Origin of the sequence: Azospirillum agricola (assembly GCF_017876095.1) — a bacterium.
In the GTDB taxonomy this organism is placed as follows: Bacteria; Pseudomonadota; Alphaproteobacteria; order Azospirillales; family Azospirillaceae; genus Azospirillum; species Azospirillum agricola.
Genome location: NZ_JAGINM010000005.1, coordinates 308,956 through 324,425, shown reverse-complemented (window position 1 = coordinate 324,425; position 15,470 = coordinate 308,956). Strand labels below are relative to the sequence as shown.

Annotated in this window: 16 protein-coding genes; 13 read left to right on the top strand and 3 right to left on the bottom strand. The window is 70.3% G+C overall.

Annotation, left to right across the window (positions count from 1 at the left end; genetic code table 11):
• The first annotated feature begins 387 nt into the window (after positions 1–387).
• From J2847_RS09865 to J2847_RS09845, 5 genes are all read left to right on the top strand, one after another.
• The gene (locus J2847_RS09865; protein WP_209778813.1) at positions 388–1,983 is read left to right on the top strand and encodes a Do family serine endopeptidase; all 1,596 of its coding nucleotides are present in this window, start codon (positions 388–390) and stop codon (positions 1,981–1,983) included.
• A gap of 153 nt (positions 1,984–2,136) precedes the next feature.
• Positions 2,137–2,898: a glycosyltransferase family 2 protein gene (locus J2847_RS09860; RefSeq protein WP_209778812.1), complete on the top strand. Its 762-nt coding sequence runs from the start codon at positions 2,137–2,139 to the stop codon at positions 2,896–2,898.
• 27 nt (positions 2,899–2,925) lie between these two features.
• Entirely contained in the window at positions 2,926–3,240 is a 315-nt protein-coding gene (locus J2847_RS09855; RefSeq protein ID WP_085553369.1) for a lipid-A-disaccharide synthase N-terminal domain-containing protein, read from the top strand.
• Positions 3,237–4,898: an ArnT family glycosyltransferase gene (locus tag J2847_RS09850; protein ID WP_209778811.1), complete on the top strand. Its 1,662-nt coding sequence runs from the start codon at positions 3,237–3,239 to the stop codon at positions 4,896–4,898. The genes J2847_RS09855 and J2847_RS09850 overlap by 4 nt, the downstream gene beginning before the upstream one ends.
• Positions 4,899–5,090: 192 nt before the next feature.
• The gene (locus J2847_RS09845) at positions 5,091–5,480 is read left to right on the top strand and encodes a hypothetical protein (protein ID WP_085553371.1); all 390 of its coding nucleotides are present in this window, start codon (positions 5,091–5,093) and stop codon (positions 5,478–5,480) included.
• A 36-nt stretch (positions 5,481–5,516) separates the two neighbouring features.
• On the opposite strand, the gene J2847_RS09840 is transcribed toward J2847_RS09845, so the two are convergent.
• Positions 5,517–6,437, bottom strand: a complete 921-nt coding sequence (locus J2847_RS09840) for an ROK family protein (RefSeq protein WP_209778810.1) — start codon at positions 6,435–6,437, stop codon at positions 5,517–5,519.
• A 217-nt stretch (positions 6,438–6,654) separates the two neighbouring features.
• Between J2847_RS09840 and J2847_RS09835 the strand changes: the two genes are divergently transcribed.
• From J2847_RS09835 to J2847_RS09805, 7 genes are all read left to right on the top strand, one after another.
• Positions 6,655–7,458, top strand: coding sequence for a hypothetical protein (locus J2847_RS09835; RefSeq protein ID WP_233474401.1), 804 nt, complete (start codon positions 6,655–6,657; stop codon positions 7,456–7,458).
• Between the two features lie 354 nt (positions 7,459–7,812).
• Entirely contained in the window at positions 7,813–8,718 is a 906-nt protein-coding gene (locus J2847_RS09830; RefSeq protein WP_085552558.1) for an ABC transporter permease subunit, read from the top strand.
• A 5-nt stretch (positions 8,719–8,723) separates the two neighbouring features.
• The gene (gene livM, locus J2847_RS09825) at positions 8,724–10,211 is read left to right on the top strand and encodes a high-affinity branched-chain amino acid ABC transporter permease LivM (RefSeq protein ID WP_209778809.1); all 1,488 of its coding nucleotides are present in this window, start codon (positions 8,724–8,726) and stop codon (positions 10,209–10,211) included.
• Positions 10,208–11,110, top strand: a complete 903-nt coding sequence (locus tag J2847_RS09820) for an ABC transporter ATP-binding protein (protein ID WP_209778808.1) — start codon at positions 10,208–10,210, stop codon at positions 11,108–11,110. Before livM ends, J2847_RS09820 begins: the two co-directional genes overlap by 4 nt.
• Positions 11,111–11,120: 10 nt before the next feature.
• Positions 11,121–11,831 (top strand): ABC transporter ATP-binding protein, encoded by a 711-nt coding sequence (locus J2847_RS09815; protein ID WP_209778895.1) that lies wholly within the window; start codon positions 11,121–11,123, stop codon positions 11,829–11,831.
• A 1-nt stretch (position 11,832) separates the two neighbouring features.
• Positions 11,833–12,192 (top strand): DUF6867 family protein, encoded by a 360-nt coding sequence (locus J2847_RS09810; RefSeq protein WP_209778807.1) that lies wholly within the window; start codon positions 11,833–11,835, stop codon positions 12,190–12,192.
• A gap of 195 nt (positions 12,193–12,387) precedes the next feature.
• The gene (locus J2847_RS09805; RefSeq protein ID WP_209778806.1) at positions 12,388–13,488 is read left to right on the top strand and encodes a branched-chain amino acid ABC transporter substrate-binding protein; all 1,101 of its coding nucleotides are present in this window, start codon (positions 12,388–12,390) and stop codon (positions 13,486–13,488) included.
• A gap of 91 nt (positions 13,489–13,579) precedes the next feature.
• Here J2847_RS09805 and J2847_RS09800 read toward each other — a convergent pair whose 3' ends face one another.
• Positions 13,580–13,831, bottom strand: a complete 252-nt coding sequence (locus J2847_RS09800; protein WP_209778805.1) for a hypothetical protein — start codon at positions 13,829–13,831, stop codon at positions 13,580–13,582.
• A 274-nt stretch (positions 13,832–14,105) separates the two neighbouring features.
• On the opposite strand from J2847_RS09800, the gene J2847_RS09795 reads away from it, so the two are divergent.
• The gene (locus J2847_RS09795) at positions 14,106–14,315 is read left to right on the top strand and encodes a hypothetical protein (RefSeq protein WP_085553376.1); all 210 of its coding nucleotides are present in this window, start codon (positions 14,106–14,108) and stop codon (positions 14,313–14,315) included.
• 7 nt (positions 14,316–14,322) lie between these two features.
• Here the strand turns inward: J2847_RS09795 and J2847_RS09790 are convergent, their stop codons facing one another.
• On the bottom strand, positions 14,323–15,363 hold the full coding sequence (locus J2847_RS09790) for an MBL fold metallo-hydrolase (RefSeq protein WP_209778804.1): 1,041 nt from the start codon (positions 15,361–15,363) through the stop codon (positions 14,323–14,325).
• Positions 15,364–15,470 lie beyond the last annotated feature (107 nt).

Sequence of the window (15,470 nt, the reverse complement as noted above, 5' to 3'; positions counted from 1 at the left end):
TTGAGTCATTCGTCAGCATGTTGGGCCGGATCGCACGCTTCCGACGCAGAACCACGCGGGCGCGTGCATCGGCATCATCAGGCTTCACGCTGGCGGGCGATGTTTTCGGTACGGATGACTATCGGAAACTCTTCTCGAAAATACCAGCATAACTTTGCAAGGAATCACGAATTTGTGGTCACGCTGCCGCTCGCGGCAATGGCGCCGCCACTCGCGGTAATCGTGATGATCCGCGCGATCCGGTTCCGGATTTTAAAAACTCGTTGAAGGCGTGTGGGGCGTGTGGGCGATTTCAAAAGGCGGAGGGACCCGAACGGCGCTCTGGCGTGTTTGGCAGGGTGAACGGGTCCCTGCCGGGCCCCGAAGTCCGTCAGGCGGAGACCGTCCATGCCGCATTCGTCCGTTCTCTTCCGGCGCCTGCCGGCGCTGGCGCTCTCCACCGCGCTGGCCGGCGCGGTGGCCGTGCCGCTGGTTGCGTTCCCGGCCGCCGCCCAGGACGCGGCCCCGGCTCCGGTCCAGGCACCGGCCCAATCCCCCCTGGTTCCCGCTCCGGGCGCCAGCCAGAATTACGCGCCGCCCTCCTTCGCGGCGCTCGCCCGCAGCCAGGTCGACACCGTCGTCAACATCTCGACCACCCAGGGGGGGCCGGCGGGGGCGGGGCCGGAGGCACGGCCGGACGTGCCGCCCGGCTCGCCGCTGGAAGAGTTCTTCCGCGAATTCCGCAACCGGCAGCGGGGCGGCGGCGGTGGCGGCGGCGGTGGCGACGGCGGCCCGCCGTCGGGCCCGCACGGGATGGCGCTCGGCTCCGGCTTCATCATCGACCCGTCGGGCCTCGTCGTCACCAACCACCATGTGGTGGCCGAGGCCGCGGAGATTTCCGTCACCCTGCACGACGGCACCAAGCTGGCCGCCAAGCTGGTCGGCAGCGACGCGCCGACCGATCTCGCGCTGTTGAAGGTCGAAAGCTCCAAGCCGCTGACCGCCGCCCGCTGGGGCGACAGCGACGCGGTGCAGGTCGGCGACTGGGTGGTGGCCATCGGCAACCCGTTCGGGCTCGGCGGCTCGGTCACCGCCGGCATCCTGTCGGCCCGCGCCCGCGACATCCAGCAGGGCCCCTACGACGACTATCTCCAGACCGACGCCTCGATCAACCGGGGCAATTCCGGCGGGCCGCTCTACAGCACCGACGGCGGCGTCATCGGCATCAACACCGCCATCTATTCGCCGACCGGCGGGTCGGTGGGAATCGGCTTCGCGATTCCCTCGTCGATCGCCAAGCCGGTCATCGACCAGTTGAAGGACGGCGGCAAGGTGCGGCGCGGCTGGCTCGGCGTGCAGGTCCAGCGGGTGACGCCGGACATCGCCGAGAGCCTGGGCATGGCCGACACCAACGGCGCGCTGGTCACCAGCGTCGCCCCCGACGGCCCGGCGGCGGCGGCCGGCATCCGCCAGGGCGACGTCATCACCCGCTTCGGCGACAAGCCGGTCGAGCAGATGCGCCAGCTTCCGCGCGTCGTCGCCTCGGCCGCGATCGGCAGCACGGTGCCGCTGGGGATCGTGCGCGGCGGCAGCCCGAACTCGGTGCCGGTGACGGTCGGCGAGCTGCGCAACGAGCCGCAGCAGCTGGCGCTCGCCGGGTCGAGCGGTCCGCCGCGCTCGGCCCAGCCGGACGGGGGCAGGACCGTGCTGGGGCTGAAGCTGGCGCCGCTGACGCCCGGCCTGCGCGAGACCTTCTCCATCGCCGCCGACGTCGAAGGGCTGGTGGTGACCGAGGTCGGCGACAACAGCCCGGCGTCGGAGCGCGGCCTCGACCTCGGCGACGTCATCGTCGAGGCCGGGCAGGAGCCGGTCAACAGCCCGGCCGATCTCGACGCCCGCATCGACCAGGCGCGCAGCCAGGGCCGCAAGACCCTGCTGATGCTGGTCAGCCGGGGCGGCGACCTGCGCTACGTTCCGCTGCCGCTGGAGGAGAAGAAGGGCTGATTCCGCTCCGCCGCCTTCGCGTCGGATGAACTTGCGGACGGAGCGGGGCAGGACCCCGCCCCGTCCCATCCTTTTCGCTACCGTTCCCAGGACGGCGGGAGTATTTTGCCGCCCGTTCGATGAATGGCCCCTTCGGGGCGTGGGATGGCAGCAGTGAGCAATCTTCCGGAGAGCCGACAGCCGGTGCGGCTCTCGGTCGTGGTTCCGGTTTTCAACGAGGCCGACAACGTGCTGCCGCTGCTCGACGAGATCGAGCGGGCGCTGGCCCCGTCGGGGGCCTCCGGGCCGGGCGGCTTCGAAATCATCTTCGTCGACGACCAGTCCGACGACGACACCCAGGCGCGCCTCGCCCCGGCGGTCCGGGCCGGCCGCCTGCGCGTGCTGCGCCATCGCCGCCGCTCCGGCCAGAGCGCCGCCGTGCGCAGCGGCGTCAAGGCCGCCCGTGGCGAATGGGTGGTGACGCTGGACGGCGACGGCCAGAACGACCCGGCCGACATCCCCGCCCTGTTCGCCCTGGTGGCGAAGGGCGAGGCCGGCTCGCCGATCCTGGTCGGCGGCCTGCGGAAGAAGCGCCAGGACACGCTGTCGAAGCGCTGGGCCTCGAGGATCGCCAACGCCGTGCGCCAGTCCTTCCTCCAGGACGGCTGCACCGACAGCGGCTGCGGGCTGAAGCTGTTCCGCCGCGACGCCTTCCTCGACCTTCCCTTCTTCGGCGCCATGCACCGCTTCCTGCCGGCGCTGTTCCGCGCCCACGGCCACGCCGTGGCCTACGTGCCGGTCAACCACCGCCCGCGCGGGCGCGGCGTGTCGAAATACACCAACTGGCGGCGCGGCCTGATCGGCGTCGTCGATCTGCTGGGCGTCTATTGGCTGAAGCGGCGGACCAACCTGTCGCCCGTCACCGAAGATCTGTGAACCACGCCGGCCCCGGAATCCTCTCCCATGCTCGAACACGTCATCGCCTGGTTCCATGACCAGAGCACGACCGACCTGATCTGGATCGGCCTCGGCTTCTTCGCCCAGTTCCTGTTCATGATGCGCTTCGTCGTCCAGTGGATCGCCAGCGAACGCGCCAAGCGCAGCGTCATGCCGGAGCTTTTCTGGTACTTCTCGATCGGCGGCGGCACGCTGCTGTTCGCCTATTCGATCTACCGGGTCGATCCCGTCTACATGTTCGGGCAGGGGCTGGGCCTGCTCATCTACATGCGCAACATGTATTTCGTCTGGAACAACAAGCAGACCGGCGGGGCGGCGTGACCGGCCGGCTGCCGCTCTACGGCTACGCGCTGCTGGCGCTGCTGAGCGCGGCGCTGTTCCTGCCGGGCTTCCAGGGCCTGCCGCCCTTCGACCGCGACGAGGCGCGCTTCGCGCAGGCGTCGTCGCAGATGCTCGACAGCGGCAACTACGTCGACATCCGCTTCCAGGACGAGACCCGCTACAAGAAGCCGGTCGGCATCTACTGGCTTCAGAGCGCGGCGACCGCGCTGGCGACCGACCTCACCGGAACGCCCAAGGCGATCTGGACCTACCGGATTCCCTCCTTCCTCGGCGCCATCCTGGCGGTGCTGGCCAGCGCCTGGACCGGGGCGCGGCTGTTCGGCGGCGCCGCCGGCTTCCTGGCCGGGCTGATGATGGCGTCCTGCGTCGTGCTCGGCGTCGAGGCGCGCATGGCCAAGACCGACGCCGTGCTGCTCGCCACCGTGGTGCTCGGGCAGGCGGCGCTGGCGCATCTCTACCTGACGCGCGACCGCGAGGCTCCGGCCGGCCGCGCCGCCTGGACGGCGCCGCTGGTCTTCTGGATCGCCGCCGGCGTCGGCATCCTGGTCAAGGGGCCGATCGTCCTGCTGGTGTCGGGCACCACGGCGCTGGCGCTCGCCCTGTGGGACCGCAGGGCCGGCTGGCTGAAGCGGCTGAAGCCGCTGCCGGGCCTCGCCATCGTCGCCGCCATCGCCGCGCCCTGGCTGATCGCCATCGCCATCAAGACCAAGGGCGCCTTCTTCGCCGAATCGGTCGGCCACGACATGATGGGCAAGGTCGCCGGCGGGCAGGAGGGCAAGGGCCTGCCGCCCGGCTACTACCTCGGCAGCTTCTGGGTCACCTTCGCCCCCTGGTCCTTCCTGGCCCTGCTGGCGGTTCCCTGGGCGTGGGCGCGGCGCCGGATCGACGCCGTGCGCTTCTGCGTCGCCTGGATCGTCCCGAGCTGGCTGGTGTTCGAGGCGGTGCCGACCAAGCTGCTGCACTACACCCTGCCGGTCTTCCCCGCCATCGCCGCGCTGGCGGCGGCGGCCCTGCTGGAGAATTTCGGCCGCACCCAGGAGCGTCCGCGCCGCCTCCTGACCGCCGTCGCGGTGGCGCTGGGCTGCCTCGGCTTCGGGGCGCTGACGCTGGCGGTGGCGCTGATCCCCTATCTGGTCGACCGGCGGATCGATCCGGTCGGGCTGGCGCTGGTGCCGGCGGTGGCCGGAATCTTCGCCGTCTTCGTCCGGCTGATCCTGCAAGGCCACCACCGCTCCGGCATGGCGGCCGGCGTGGCGGCGGCGGCGATCCTCTACGCCGGCACCTACGGCGCGGTGCTGCCGGCCATCGAGGGCGTCTGGGTCAGCCGGCAGGTCGCCCGCGCCGTCGCCGCGACGCGGCCCTGCCCGGACAGCGTCGTCGCCTCCGCCGGCTATTCGGAGCCGAGCCTCGTCTTCCTGGTGGGAACCCCGACCAGGCTGGTCCATGGCGCGGCGGCGGCCGAGCATCTCGCCGGCGGCGGGGCCTGCGCGCTGGCCCTGGTCGACGACCGCGAGGAGGCCGCCTTCCAGGCCGCCGCCGGTTCCGCGACGCCGGTCCGGCTGGCCGAGGTGTCGGGCTTCAACTACAACACCGGCAAGCGCGTCCACCTGACGCTCTACGGCCGCCCGGCCTCCTGAGTCTTCCGTGGCGGGGCGTGCGAACGGCCTCCCCCAGGCTGGGTAACGCGCCTCCGCCCTGGACGCCGGACCGCCTCTGCGGCGCAATGTCCGTCCCGACCCGCCATGCGCCGGACCCGCCCTCCTGGGCGTCGTTCCGGCCGTGGCGCCCGGATCAAACCGGGATCACAACGGACGAAAGGCGCCCGTTCGATGCAACGCACCCTCGCCGCAACCTTTCTGGCCCCGGCCCTGCTGACGCTGTCGGTGCTCGCCGCCGGCCCGGCCCACGCGCAGAAGCAGGAATACCAGCCCTGGACCTACGACGAGATGGTCCCGACCGGCCCCTACATGCGCAACATGGAGCAGGCCCAGCCGGTGCCCGGCGCGCGTCCCTCGCACTGGGGCTCGATGAAGCAGCAGCCCGGACAGGGCCGCGCCGGCATGACCCGCTACGGCACCGACGTGAAGTCGACGACCCGCTCCTATTCGGCGACCCAGTCGCTGACGCCGCCCAGGGTCGACCCGAGCCGGCCGATCCTCGCCGCCCCGCCGCGCAGCGCCGATCCGCCGGCGACCCCGCGCACGGCGCGGCGCGACTAGGCCCCGTCTCCAGACGCGACGGTCAAGCCGCCGCCATCAGCCGGCGTCCGGAGGCTCGTCCGGGCCCCACAGCCACGCCGCCCCGCGCACGCCGCTGGAATCGCCGTGCACGGCGCGGCGCACCGGCGTGTCCAGCCGGTCGGTGAAGGCCCAGCGGGCGATGGCCTCCGGCAGCCGGTCGTAGAGCGGCTCCGCGTTGGACAGCCCGCCGCCCAGCACGATCACGTCGGGGTCGAGCAGGTTGACCACTCCGGCCAGCCCGCGTCCCAGCCGGCCGACCAGCCGCTCGACGGTGGCGGCGCAGGCACTGTCCCCGCCGGCGGCGCGCGCGACGATGGTGTCGGCGGGCAGGGTCTCGCCGGTCGCGGCGGCGTGGTCGCGGGTCACGCCCGGACCCGAGACGAAGCTCTCCAGACAGCCGTGCTTCCCGCAATAGCAGGCGGGTCCCGGCCGTTCGCCGTCGGCCGGCCAGGGCAGGGGGTTGTGCCCCCACTCGCCGCCGATGGCGTTGCGGCCGGCCAGCGGGCGCCCATGCACGACGATCCCGGCGCCGCAGCCGGTGCCGAGGATGGCGGCGAAGACCACGCCGCAGCCGGCCCCGGCGCCGTCCGCCGCCTCCGACACCGCCAGGCAGTTGGCGTCGTTCTCGACCCGCACCGGCCGGCCGAGCGCCCGGGCGAGGTCGCGGTCGAACGGGCGGCCGATCATCCAGGTGGAGTTGGCGTTCTTCACCAGCCCGGTGGCCGGGGAGATCGCCCCCGGAATCCCGATGCCGACGCTGCATCGCCGGCCGGTCTCGCTTTCGAGCGCCGCGACCAGCCCGGCGATGGTGGCGAGCGTGCCGGCGTAATCGTCGCGGGCCGACGGAACCCGGCGCCGGGCGAGCGTGTTGCCCTGACGGTCGAGGACGATGCCCTCGGTCTTGGTGCCGCCGAGATCGATGCCGATGCGTGTCATGGGTGCAGCAATAGCCCCGAACCGCCCGACACTCAAGATGGCCGGCCGGGCCGGCCCCGTGGAACTATGGCAGTCCGGCATCGGTCTGGGACAAAGAGCGACGGGCCGGCCAAATCCGGTTGACCGGTTCCGGCGTTCCAGTAGAAAGACCGGACGGCCGGGGGAAGCCCATTCGTCCCCCCACCTCGATTCCAAACGAACCGCGCCACCGGAGCACATGATGAGTCGCCAGCGCGCCGCCCTTCGCCCCTCGTCCCGCGTTCTTGGCCGCGTTCTTGGCCGCGTTTTCGGCAGCACCGCCCTGCTGGGCGCGCTGCTGGCCGCGCCGCTCGCCCTGTCGGCTCCGGCCGGCGCCGCGACGCCAGCCAAGACGTCGGCCGCCGCCAAGCCAGTGGCGTCCAAGCCGGCCGCCGCCAAGGCCTCCGCGTCCAAGCCCGGCGCCTGCTACAGCCGCAGCGAGCACGCGGCCGAGCAGCTCATGCGCATGCACACCGAGATGATGGTGGTCGGGCTGACCTGCAAATCGGTCGTGCCGGAAAAGAACCCCTTCGGCACCTACCAGGATTTCTCGGTCAAGAACCGCGCGCTGCTGTCGAGCTCGGAAGCCACGCTGATCGGTCACTACAAGAAGACCGGCGGCAACGGCACCGCGAAGTTCGACACCTTCCGCACCGAGCTGGCCAACGAGATCAGCCGGCGCGCCGCGACCATCGGCATCCCGCAATACTGCCAGACCTTCGTCGACCGCTCGAAGGCGGCGCAGGATCTGAACGCCGACGATCTGCGCACCCTGACCTCCGACGAGAAGAACGCCGGCCTGATGCACCTCGCCAGCAAGCCGCTGTGCGACGTGCAGGTGGTCAGCGGCCCCGACAGCGGCTACGCCGTCGCCCAGGCGGCGCCCAGCCGCGCGCCGGCCAAGGCGGCCCCCGCCAAGGCCAAGGCGAAGGCCCCGGCCAAGGCTCCGGCGAAGCCCAAGGTCGCCGCCGCCCCGGCCAAGCAGACCGTCGCCGCCCGCTGACGCGCACGCCTCCGGCGCCGTGAACGAGGAAGGCCCCATCCGCTCCGGCGGGTGGGGCCTTCGGCGTTTCCGGACCGGGAATCCGGGAGGCGGCCATCCCGGACACATGCGAACAACACAAATCTGTCTTGCAAAAATCCACGGGGCTGATACTACCGGAACAGCCGGCCTTGCCGGGCTCCCATCCCGCCGGAACGGGGTGGGGTCGCCTTCCGGCATCACAAAAAATGTTGGTCCATCAATCCGATAGATGGGCCGGGTCAGATCAGGGGGCTGCTGTTGCGTGATCGGTGTGCCGTGTGTGCCCGCGTCGCCGCGCCCCGCCTCGCGACACGCTGAAGGTGGGGTGACGCCATGGACTATTTTGTACAGCAATTGATCAACGGGTTGTCGCTCGGGGCGATCTACGGGTTGATCGCGATCGGCTACACGATGGTGTACGGCATCATCGGAATGATCAACTTCGCGCACGGCGAGATCTACATGATCGGTGCGTTCGTGGCGCTGATCACGTTCCTGGCGATCGGCGCGCTGGGGATCACCTGGGTGCCGCTGGCGCTGCTGCTGATGCTGGCGGCGTCGATGCTGTTCACCAGCGTCTACGGCTGGACGGTGGAACGCATCGCCTACCGGCCGCTGCGCTCCTCGCCGCGGCTGGCGCCGCTGATCTCGGCCATCGGCATGTCGATCTTCCTCCAGAACTACATGCAGATCCTCCAGGGCGCGCGCTCCAAGCCGTTGCAGCCGATCCTGCCCGGCAACCTCACCCTGATGGACGGCGCCGTCTCGGTCAGCTACGTGCGGCTCGCCACCATCGTGCTCACCCTGCTGCTGATGGTCGGCTTCACCATCCTGATCAACCGCACCTCGCTCGGCCGCGCCCAGCGCGCCTGCGAGCAGGACAAGAAGATGGCCGGCCTGCTCGGCGTCAACGTCGACCGCATCATCTCGCTGACCTTCGTCATGGGCGCCGCGCTGGCCGCCGTCGCCGGCATGATGGTGCTGCTGATCTACGGCGTCATCGACTTCTACATCGGCTTCCTGGCCGGGGTGAAGAGCTTCACCGCCGCCGTGCTCGGCGGGGTCGGCTCGCTGCCCGGCGCCATGCTCGGCGGCGTCGTCATCGGCCTGATCGAGGCCTTCTGGTCGGGCTATGTCGGCTCCGAGTGGAAGGACGTCGCCACCTTCACCCTGCTCGTCCTCGTGCTGATCTTCCGCCCCACCGGCCTGCTCGGCCGGCCCGAGATCGAGAAGGTGTGAGCCCCATGACCATGCCGTCCCACACCGCCTCGGCCGCCGCCCCCACCAATCGCGCCGTCGACTGGCCGGGCACGCTGCGCGACGCCGGGCTCGCCGCCTTCGTGGCGCTGCTGCTCACCCTGCCGCTGGTCGGCCTGCGCACCATCGACCGCCCGACCGGGCTGGGCATCGAGGCGCGGCCCGACGAGGTGATCGCCTCCATCGTCCTGGTGTTCCTCGGCCGTCTCGGGCTCGGGCTGATCCGCCAGAACCTGGCCCTGCCGGTGCTGGTCCTGGCGCTGGCCTGCGCCGGGGTCGGGCTGGTGCTGCCGATGCCGACCCAGGTGCTGCGCCTGGTGCTGGTCGCCGGCGGCGGCATCATCGCGCTGCGCGCCGCCATCACGCTGACCACCGGGCGCTCCAAGCTGTCCCAGGCCGAGCGCGACCGCCGCATGGACCGCGTCGCCGTCCAGGTCCAGCACGCCACCAAATACATCGCCCCGGTCGCCATCATCGGCGCCGCCATCCTGCCGCTGACGCCGATCGCCGACCGCCAGATCCTCGACATCGGCATCCTGCTGCTGACCTACATCATGCTCGGCTGGGGGCTGAACATCGTGGTCGGGCTGGCCGGCCTGCTCGACCTCGGCTACGTCGCCTTCTACGCGGTGGGCGCCTACAGCTACGCGCTGCTGGCGCATTACTTCGGGCTCAGCTTCTGGGTCTGCCTGCCGCTGGCGGGGATGCTGGCGGCGCTGTCGGGGGTGCTGCTGGGCTTCCCGGTGCTGCGGCTGCGCGGCGACTATTTCGCCATCGTGACGCTGGGCTTCGGCGAGATCATCCGCATCATCCTGGTCAACTGGTACCAGTTCACCGGCGGCCCCAACGGCATCTCCGGCATCCCGCGCCCGAGCTTCTTCGGCATCGCCGACTTCACCCGCACGCCGACCGAGGGCATGGCCGCCTTCCACGAGCTGTTCGGGCTGGAGTTCTCCTCGCTGCACCGCATCGTCTTCATGTACTACCTGATCCTGGCGCTGGCGCTGGTGGTCAACCTGTTCACGCTCAGGGTCCGCAAGCTGCCGCTGGGCCGCGCCTGGGAGGCGCTGCGCGAGGACGAGATCGCCAGCGCGTCGCTCGGCATCAACCGCACCAACATGAAGCTGGCGGCCTTCGCCATCGCGGCGATGTTCGGCGGCTTCGCCGGCTCCTTCTTCGCCACCCGCCAGGGCTTCATCAGCCCGGAGAGCTTCACCTTCATCGAATCGGCGATCATCCTGGCGATCGTCGTGCTCGGCGGCATGGGCTCGCAGATCGGCGTGGTGGTGGCGACGCTGCTGGTGATCGGCCTGCCGGAAGCCTTCCGCGAGCTGGCCGACTACCGCATGCTGGCCTTCGGCATGGGCATGGTGGTGATCATGCTGTGGCGGCCGCGCGGCCTGCTGGCCCACCGCGACCCGACCATCCTGCTGCATGGCGGCCGCAAACCCCAGAGCGCCGGAGCCGCCCGATGAACGCCGTGACGACGAACGAGAAGCCGCTGCTGACGGTCGAGCACCTGACCATGCGCTTCGGCGGCCTGGTCGCCAACAACGACGTCTCCTTCGAGGCGCGGGCCGGCGAGATCACCGCGCTGATCGGGCCGAACGGGGCCGGCAAGACGACGCTGTTCAACTGCGTCACCGGCTTCTACACGCCGACCGTGGGGCGGCTGACGCTGCGCCACGCCGACGGGCGGGAGTTCCTGCTGGAGCGCATGGCCGGCTACCGCATCGCCCAGCAGGCCGGCGTGGCGCGCACCTTCCAGAACATCCGGCTGTTCGGCGGGATGAGCGTGCTGGAGAACCTGATCGTCGCCCAGCACAACAAGCTGATGGACGCCTCGGGCTTCGCGATCGCCGGGCTGCTGGGCTTGCCCGGCTACCGGGCGGCGGAGCGCGAGGCGCTGGATCTGGCGAAATACTGGCTGGAGCGGGTGCGGCTGACCGAGTTCGCCGACTGGGAGGCGGGCAACCTGCCCTACGGGGCGCAGCGCCGGCTGGAGATCGCGCGCGCCATGTGCACCGAGCCGGTGCTGCTGTGCCTGGACGAGCCGGCGGCGGGCCTGAACCCGCGCGAGTCGGCGGAGCTGGCGGAAATCCTGACCTTCATCCGCGACACCCGGACGCCGGGCGGGCACCGGATGGGGGTGCTGCTGATCGAGCATGACATGAGCGTGGTGATGCGCATCTCCGACCATGTGGTGGTGCTGGATTATGGGCGGAAGATCTCCGACGGCGACCCGGCCTTCGTGAGGAACGACCCGGCGGTGATCCGCGCCTATCTGGGCGAGGACGAGGATTCCGATCTGCCGCCGGAGGTGGCGGCCGACCTGCCCGACGCGGTGGCCAACCCCGTCCAGAAGGGGGCGTGAGGCGATGAGCATGCTGAAAGTGTCGGGGGTGCACACCTTCTACGGGGCCATCGAGGCGCTGAAGGGCATCGACCTGGAGATCGGGTCGGGCGAGATCGTCTCGCTGATCGGGGCGAACGGGGCGGGCAAGTCGACGCTGCTGATGACCTTGTGCGGCAGCCCGCGGGCGCGCCAGGGCCGGGTGATCTTCGAGGGCGAGGACATCACCGACCTGCCGACGCACGAGATCGTGCGGCGCGGCATCGCCCAGTCGCCCGAAGGGAGACGGATTTTCCCGCGGATGAGCGTGCTGGAGAATCTCCAGATGGGCTCGATCGTGGCGAAGCCGGGCAGCTTCGAGACGGAGCTGGAGCGGGTGCTGACGCTGTTCCCGCGGCTGAAGGAGCGCATCCACCAGCGGGCGGGCACGATGTCGGGGGGCGAGCAGCAGATGCTGGCGATCGGCCGGGCGCTGATGAGCCAGCCGCGTCTGCTGCTGCTGGACGAGCCGTCGCTGGGTCTGGCGCCGCTGATCGTCAAGCAGATCTTCCAGGTGATCAAGGCGATCAACGAAGAGCAGAAGATGACGGTGTTCATGGTGGAGCAGAACGCGTTCCACGCGCTGAAGCTGGCGCACCGGGGCTATGTGATGGTGAACGGCAGGATCACGATGACCGGGTCGGGGGCGCAGCTTCTGGCCGACCCGGAGGTGCGGGCGGCCTATCTGGAAGGGGGGCACTGAGATGGAGCACCTGCTTGGCGCGTCGCTTCCGGTGTTCCTCGGGCTGACGGTGGTGGTGTTCGGCGGCTTCGGGGTGCTGACCGGGCAGACGCTGGCGGAGGGGTGGAAGCCGGCGTCGGCGGCGGTGGCCTATTCGCTGCTGCTCGGGCTGGGCGACCGCTTCCTGGCCTGGGGGCTGTTCGGCGAGCCGCTGCTCTCGGTGTGGGGTTTCCTGGTCCACACGGCCGTCATCGGCGCCATCACGCTCACCGCCCACCGCATCGCCATCGCACGCCGCATGGTCAACCAGTACCCCTGGCTCTACGAGCGCGCAGGGCCCTTCGCCTGGAGAGAGCGGGCCGGCGGGGATCTGGGGGAATAGGATAGGCCGAACGGCTGGGGGCGCCGACGAAACTGTCGCATCGGCCCCCGGCCGGAGTATGGTAAAATGAACACCGCCGGAGGGGACCCGGCGGCCGTGCCCGGACCGGAGCGCCAAGCCGAGCGCCACGCTCCGACGGGCCGGGGGAAAACGACTCAACAGGGATCACTCTTCGAACAGGGAGTAAGAATACCCATGAAACTCAAGCTGTCCCTTCTCGCCGCCGTTGCGGCGACCGCGCTCTCCGCGACGGCGGCCAAGGCCGACATCGCGGTGGCCACCGCCGGTCCGATCACCGGCCAGTACGCCACCTTCGGCGAGCAGATGAAGAAGGGCATAGAGCAGGCCGTCGCGGACATCAACGCCGCCGGCGGTGTTCTGGGTCAGAAGCTGAAGCTGGAGGTCGGCGACGACGCCTGCGATCCGAAGCAGGCCGTGGCCGTGGCCAACCAGCTCGCCAAGGCCGGCGTGAAGTTCGTGGCCGGTCACTTCTGCTCGGGTTCCTCGATCCCGGCCAGCCAGGTCTACGCCGAGGAGGGCATCCTCCAGATCTCCCCGGCCTCGACCAACCCGAAGCTGACCGAGCAGAACCTGAAGAACGTCTTCCGCGTCTGCGGCCGCGACGACCAGCAGGGCCTGATCGCCGGCAAGTATCTGCTGGAGAAGTACAAGGGCAAGAACATCGCCATCCTGCACGACAAGTCGGCCTACGGTAAGGGCCTCGCCGACGAGACGCAGAAGGCGCTGAACGCCGGCGGCCAGAAGGAAACCATCTACGAAGCCTACACGGCCGGCGAGAAGGACTATTCCGCCCTGGTGTCGAAGCTGAAGCAGGCGGCCGTCGAGGCCATCTACATCGGCGGCTACCACACCGAGGCGGGCCTGATCGCCCGTCAGATGAAGGACCAGGGCCTGAACGCCGTCATCATCTCCGGCGACGCGCTGGTGACGAACGAGTACTGGGCCATCACCGGCGCCGCCGGCGAGAACACCATGATGACCTTCGGCCCGGATCCGCGCGAGAAGCCGGACGCCAAGGCGGTCGTCGAAAAGTTCCGCAAGGCCGGCTACGAGCCGGAAGGCTACACGCTGTACACCTACGCCGCGCTCCAGATCTGGGCCGACGCGGTGAAGACGGCCAACTCGACCGACGCGGCCAAGGTCGCCGAGGTGCTGCGCAAGGGCAACTACGACACCGTCATCGGCAAGATCGGCTTCGACGCCAAGGGCGACGTCACCTCGCCGGCCTATGTCTGGTACAAGTGGAGCAACGGCCAGTACGCCGAGGTCAAGTGATCGCCATCCGGCCGATCGCCTAGAGGAAAGGGTCCGGCAAGCGATTGCCGGACCCTTTTTCCGTCGGGTGGGTTTTCGACGGACGGTTCCGTCAGGGAATGGGCCGGTCGACCCGCACGGCGCCGGTCTGCGCCGCCGCCAGCGCGGCCGGCATTCGGCCGCCGCATCGTTCGCTCAGCAGCCGTTCGGCCACGCGCATCACGTCGCGCCAGAAGGCGGCGGCGTGGATGTGGTTGGCAGCCGTGAGTTCGACAAGGCGAACCCGGCTGATTCGGACCGCGGCCTCGCCCAGTTCATCCACCAGGCGGGTCGCGAAGACAAGCACGTCGAGGTCGGTCTTCATAACCTCCATGAACCCACGTCGGCGGGTTTTGTTCCAGCCTTGAGACGGGGTGCGACATCGGGTCATCGGGGGTGCCCCGGCCGATGCTGCGCTGCGGCATGATCCGCCGCCGGACCGGCCACACTGTCACCGAACGGACACTCGCCACGCCGGGGGTGTTTTGTGCTTCAATGGCCGCCAGGGAGCGGCGGCCCGGACACGCCCGTGCCGGACGCCCCCTATTTTTTTTGATGGTCCCCGGGATGGCCCGGGGGTCGGTTGGGGAGAGGTGGATATGCGCAGGAAGCGCGAGGTCGTCGAAGGTCAGGTTTACCGCAAGCTGGGACCCAGCGGCGGTTTCTGGGAGGTGATCGCCATCCGCAAGGACGGCATGGGCACGCAGCACGCCCAGTTGAAGCGGTCGGACGATCCCAAGACGCTGAAGACGCTGTCGGTTTCCGCCCTGCTCGACGCCCAGCAGTTCGAGATCGTCACCGAATCGTGACCTCGCCTCAGCGCCGCCGGTAGAGGTCGATCCCGTCCGGGCCGGCCTCCCGCGCCAGATCGCCGCGCCGGATCAGGTGGTTCAGGTGGGCGATCGCCTCGCCGATCGCGAAGACCATCTGGTGCGGGTCGAGCGGGCGGTCGAACAGCCGCCGGGTCACCGCCGCCGCCGTTCGCGGCGCGCCACAGAACTCCAGGATTTCCTCGAGTCGCGCCCGATGGTGGCCGGCCAGTTCGGCCGCCCGCGCGTGCAGGCCCCGGAAGGGCAGCCCGTGCGAGGGCAGCACCAGCGTGTCGGCGGGCAGCGCCGACCACGCCTCCAGGCTGGCGAGATAGTCGGCCAGCGGGTCGGCGTCGGGCTCGGTCGGCCAGACGCTGATGTTCGGGCTGATGCGCGGCAGGATCTGGTCGCCGGAAATCAGCAGCCCGCCCGCCTCGTCGTGCAGGCTGACCGGCTCGGCGGTGTGGCCGCCGCCGCCGATCACCGTCCAGCGGGTGGAGCCCACCGCCAGCCGGTCGCCGGCCCGCAGCCGGGTCAGCACCGCCGGCACGCCGGGCACGCCGCGCGCGTAGGCGCCCTGGCGGCCCAGCACGGCGGCCAGCGGGTCGGCGTCGAGCCCGCTGCGGCGGTAGAAGCGCTCGGCCGCCGCGTCGAAGGCCGGGCTGGGGCCGGCCGCCAGCATCTGGGCGATCAGCCATTCGGTCAGGGAGGCGGCGAACTCCGCCCCGGTGCGCCGCACCAGCCAGTCGGCCGCGCCGATGTGGTCGGGGTGGAAATGGGTGACGACGACGCGCCGTACCGGCTTGTCCGCCAGGACCGTCGTCAGCAGCCTTTCCCAGCTTTCGCGGGTGCGCCGGTCGCCCAGCCCGGTGTCGACCAGGGTCCAGCCGGCCTCGCCGCCGTCCAGCGCCCACAGATTGATGTGGTCGAGCTGGAAGGGGAGGGAAAGGCGGATCCACAGGACCCCCGGTGCCACGGCAAGGGCTTCGCCCGGTTCCGGGGCGGAGCAGAAGGGGTGGGTGACGTCACCGTTCGGGGTAGAGGGCATGGGGCTGCGCTTCCAGTCGATTGTTTTTCAAGAAGAATTCCGAAACGCCGAGCTGTTGCGAATATGCGACAGGAACCTCGTCGTCGCCGGGCGGGGGATTGAGGGGG

Excerpts from the sequence above, each read along its gene's own strand:
- J2847_RS09805 (WP_209778806.1), top strand. The coding sequence starts at position 12,388 with ATGAAACTCAAGCTGTCCCTTCTCGCCGCCGTTGCGGCGACCGCGCTC.
- livM (WP_209778809.1), top strand. The coding sequence starts at position 8,724 with ATGACCATGCCGTCCCACACCGCCTCGGCCGCCGCCCCCACCAATCGC.
- J2847_RS09810 (WP_209778807.1), top strand. The coding sequence starts at position 11,833 with ATGGAGCACCTGCTTGGCGCGTCGCTTCCGGTGTTCCTCGGGCTGACG.
- J2847_RS09845 (WP_085553371.1), top strand. The coding sequence starts at position 5,091 with ATGCAACGCACCCTCGCCGCAACCTTTCTGGCCCCGGCCCTGCTGACG.
- J2847_RS09835 (WP_233474401.1), top strand. The coding sequence starts at position 6,655 with ATGATGAGTCGCCAGCGCGCCGCCCTTCGCCCCTCGTCCCGCGTTCTT.
- J2847_RS09790 (WP_209778804.1), bottom strand. The coding sequence starts at position 15,363 with ATGCCCTCTACCCCGAACGGTGACGTCACCCACCCCTTCTGCTCCGCC.
- J2847_RS09830 (WP_085552558.1), top strand. The coding sequence starts at position 7,813 with ATGGACTATTTTGTACAGCAATTGATCAACGGGTTGTCGCTCGGGGCG.
- J2847_RS09800 (WP_209778805.1), bottom strand. The coding sequence starts at position 13,831 with ATGAAGACCGACCTCGACGTGCTTGTCTTCGCGACCCGCCTGGTGGAT.
- J2847_RS09795 (WP_085553376.1), top strand. The coding sequence starts at position 14,106 with ATGCGCAGGAAGCGCGAGGTCGTCGAAGGTCAGGTTTACCGCAAGCTG.
- J2847_RS09815 (WP_209778895.1), top strand. The coding sequence starts at position 11,121 with ATGCTGAAAGTGTCGGGGGTGCACACCTTCTACGGGGCCATCGAGGCG.
- J2847_RS09820 (WP_209778808.1), top strand. The coding sequence starts at position 10,208 with ATGAACGCCGTGACGACGAACGAGAAGCCGCTGCTGACGGTCGAGCAC.
- J2847_RS09855 (WP_085553369.1), top strand. The coding sequence starts at position 2,926 with ATGCTCGAACACGTCATCGCCTGGTTCCATGACCAGAGCACGACCGAC.
- J2847_RS09865 (WP_209778813.1), top strand. The coding sequence starts at position 388 with ATGCCGCATTCGTCCGTTCTCTTCCGGCGCCTGCCGGCGCTGGCGCTC.
- J2847_RS09840 (WP_209778810.1), bottom strand. The coding sequence starts at position 6,437 with ATGACACGCATCGGCATCGATCTCGGCGGCACCAAGACCGAGGGCATC.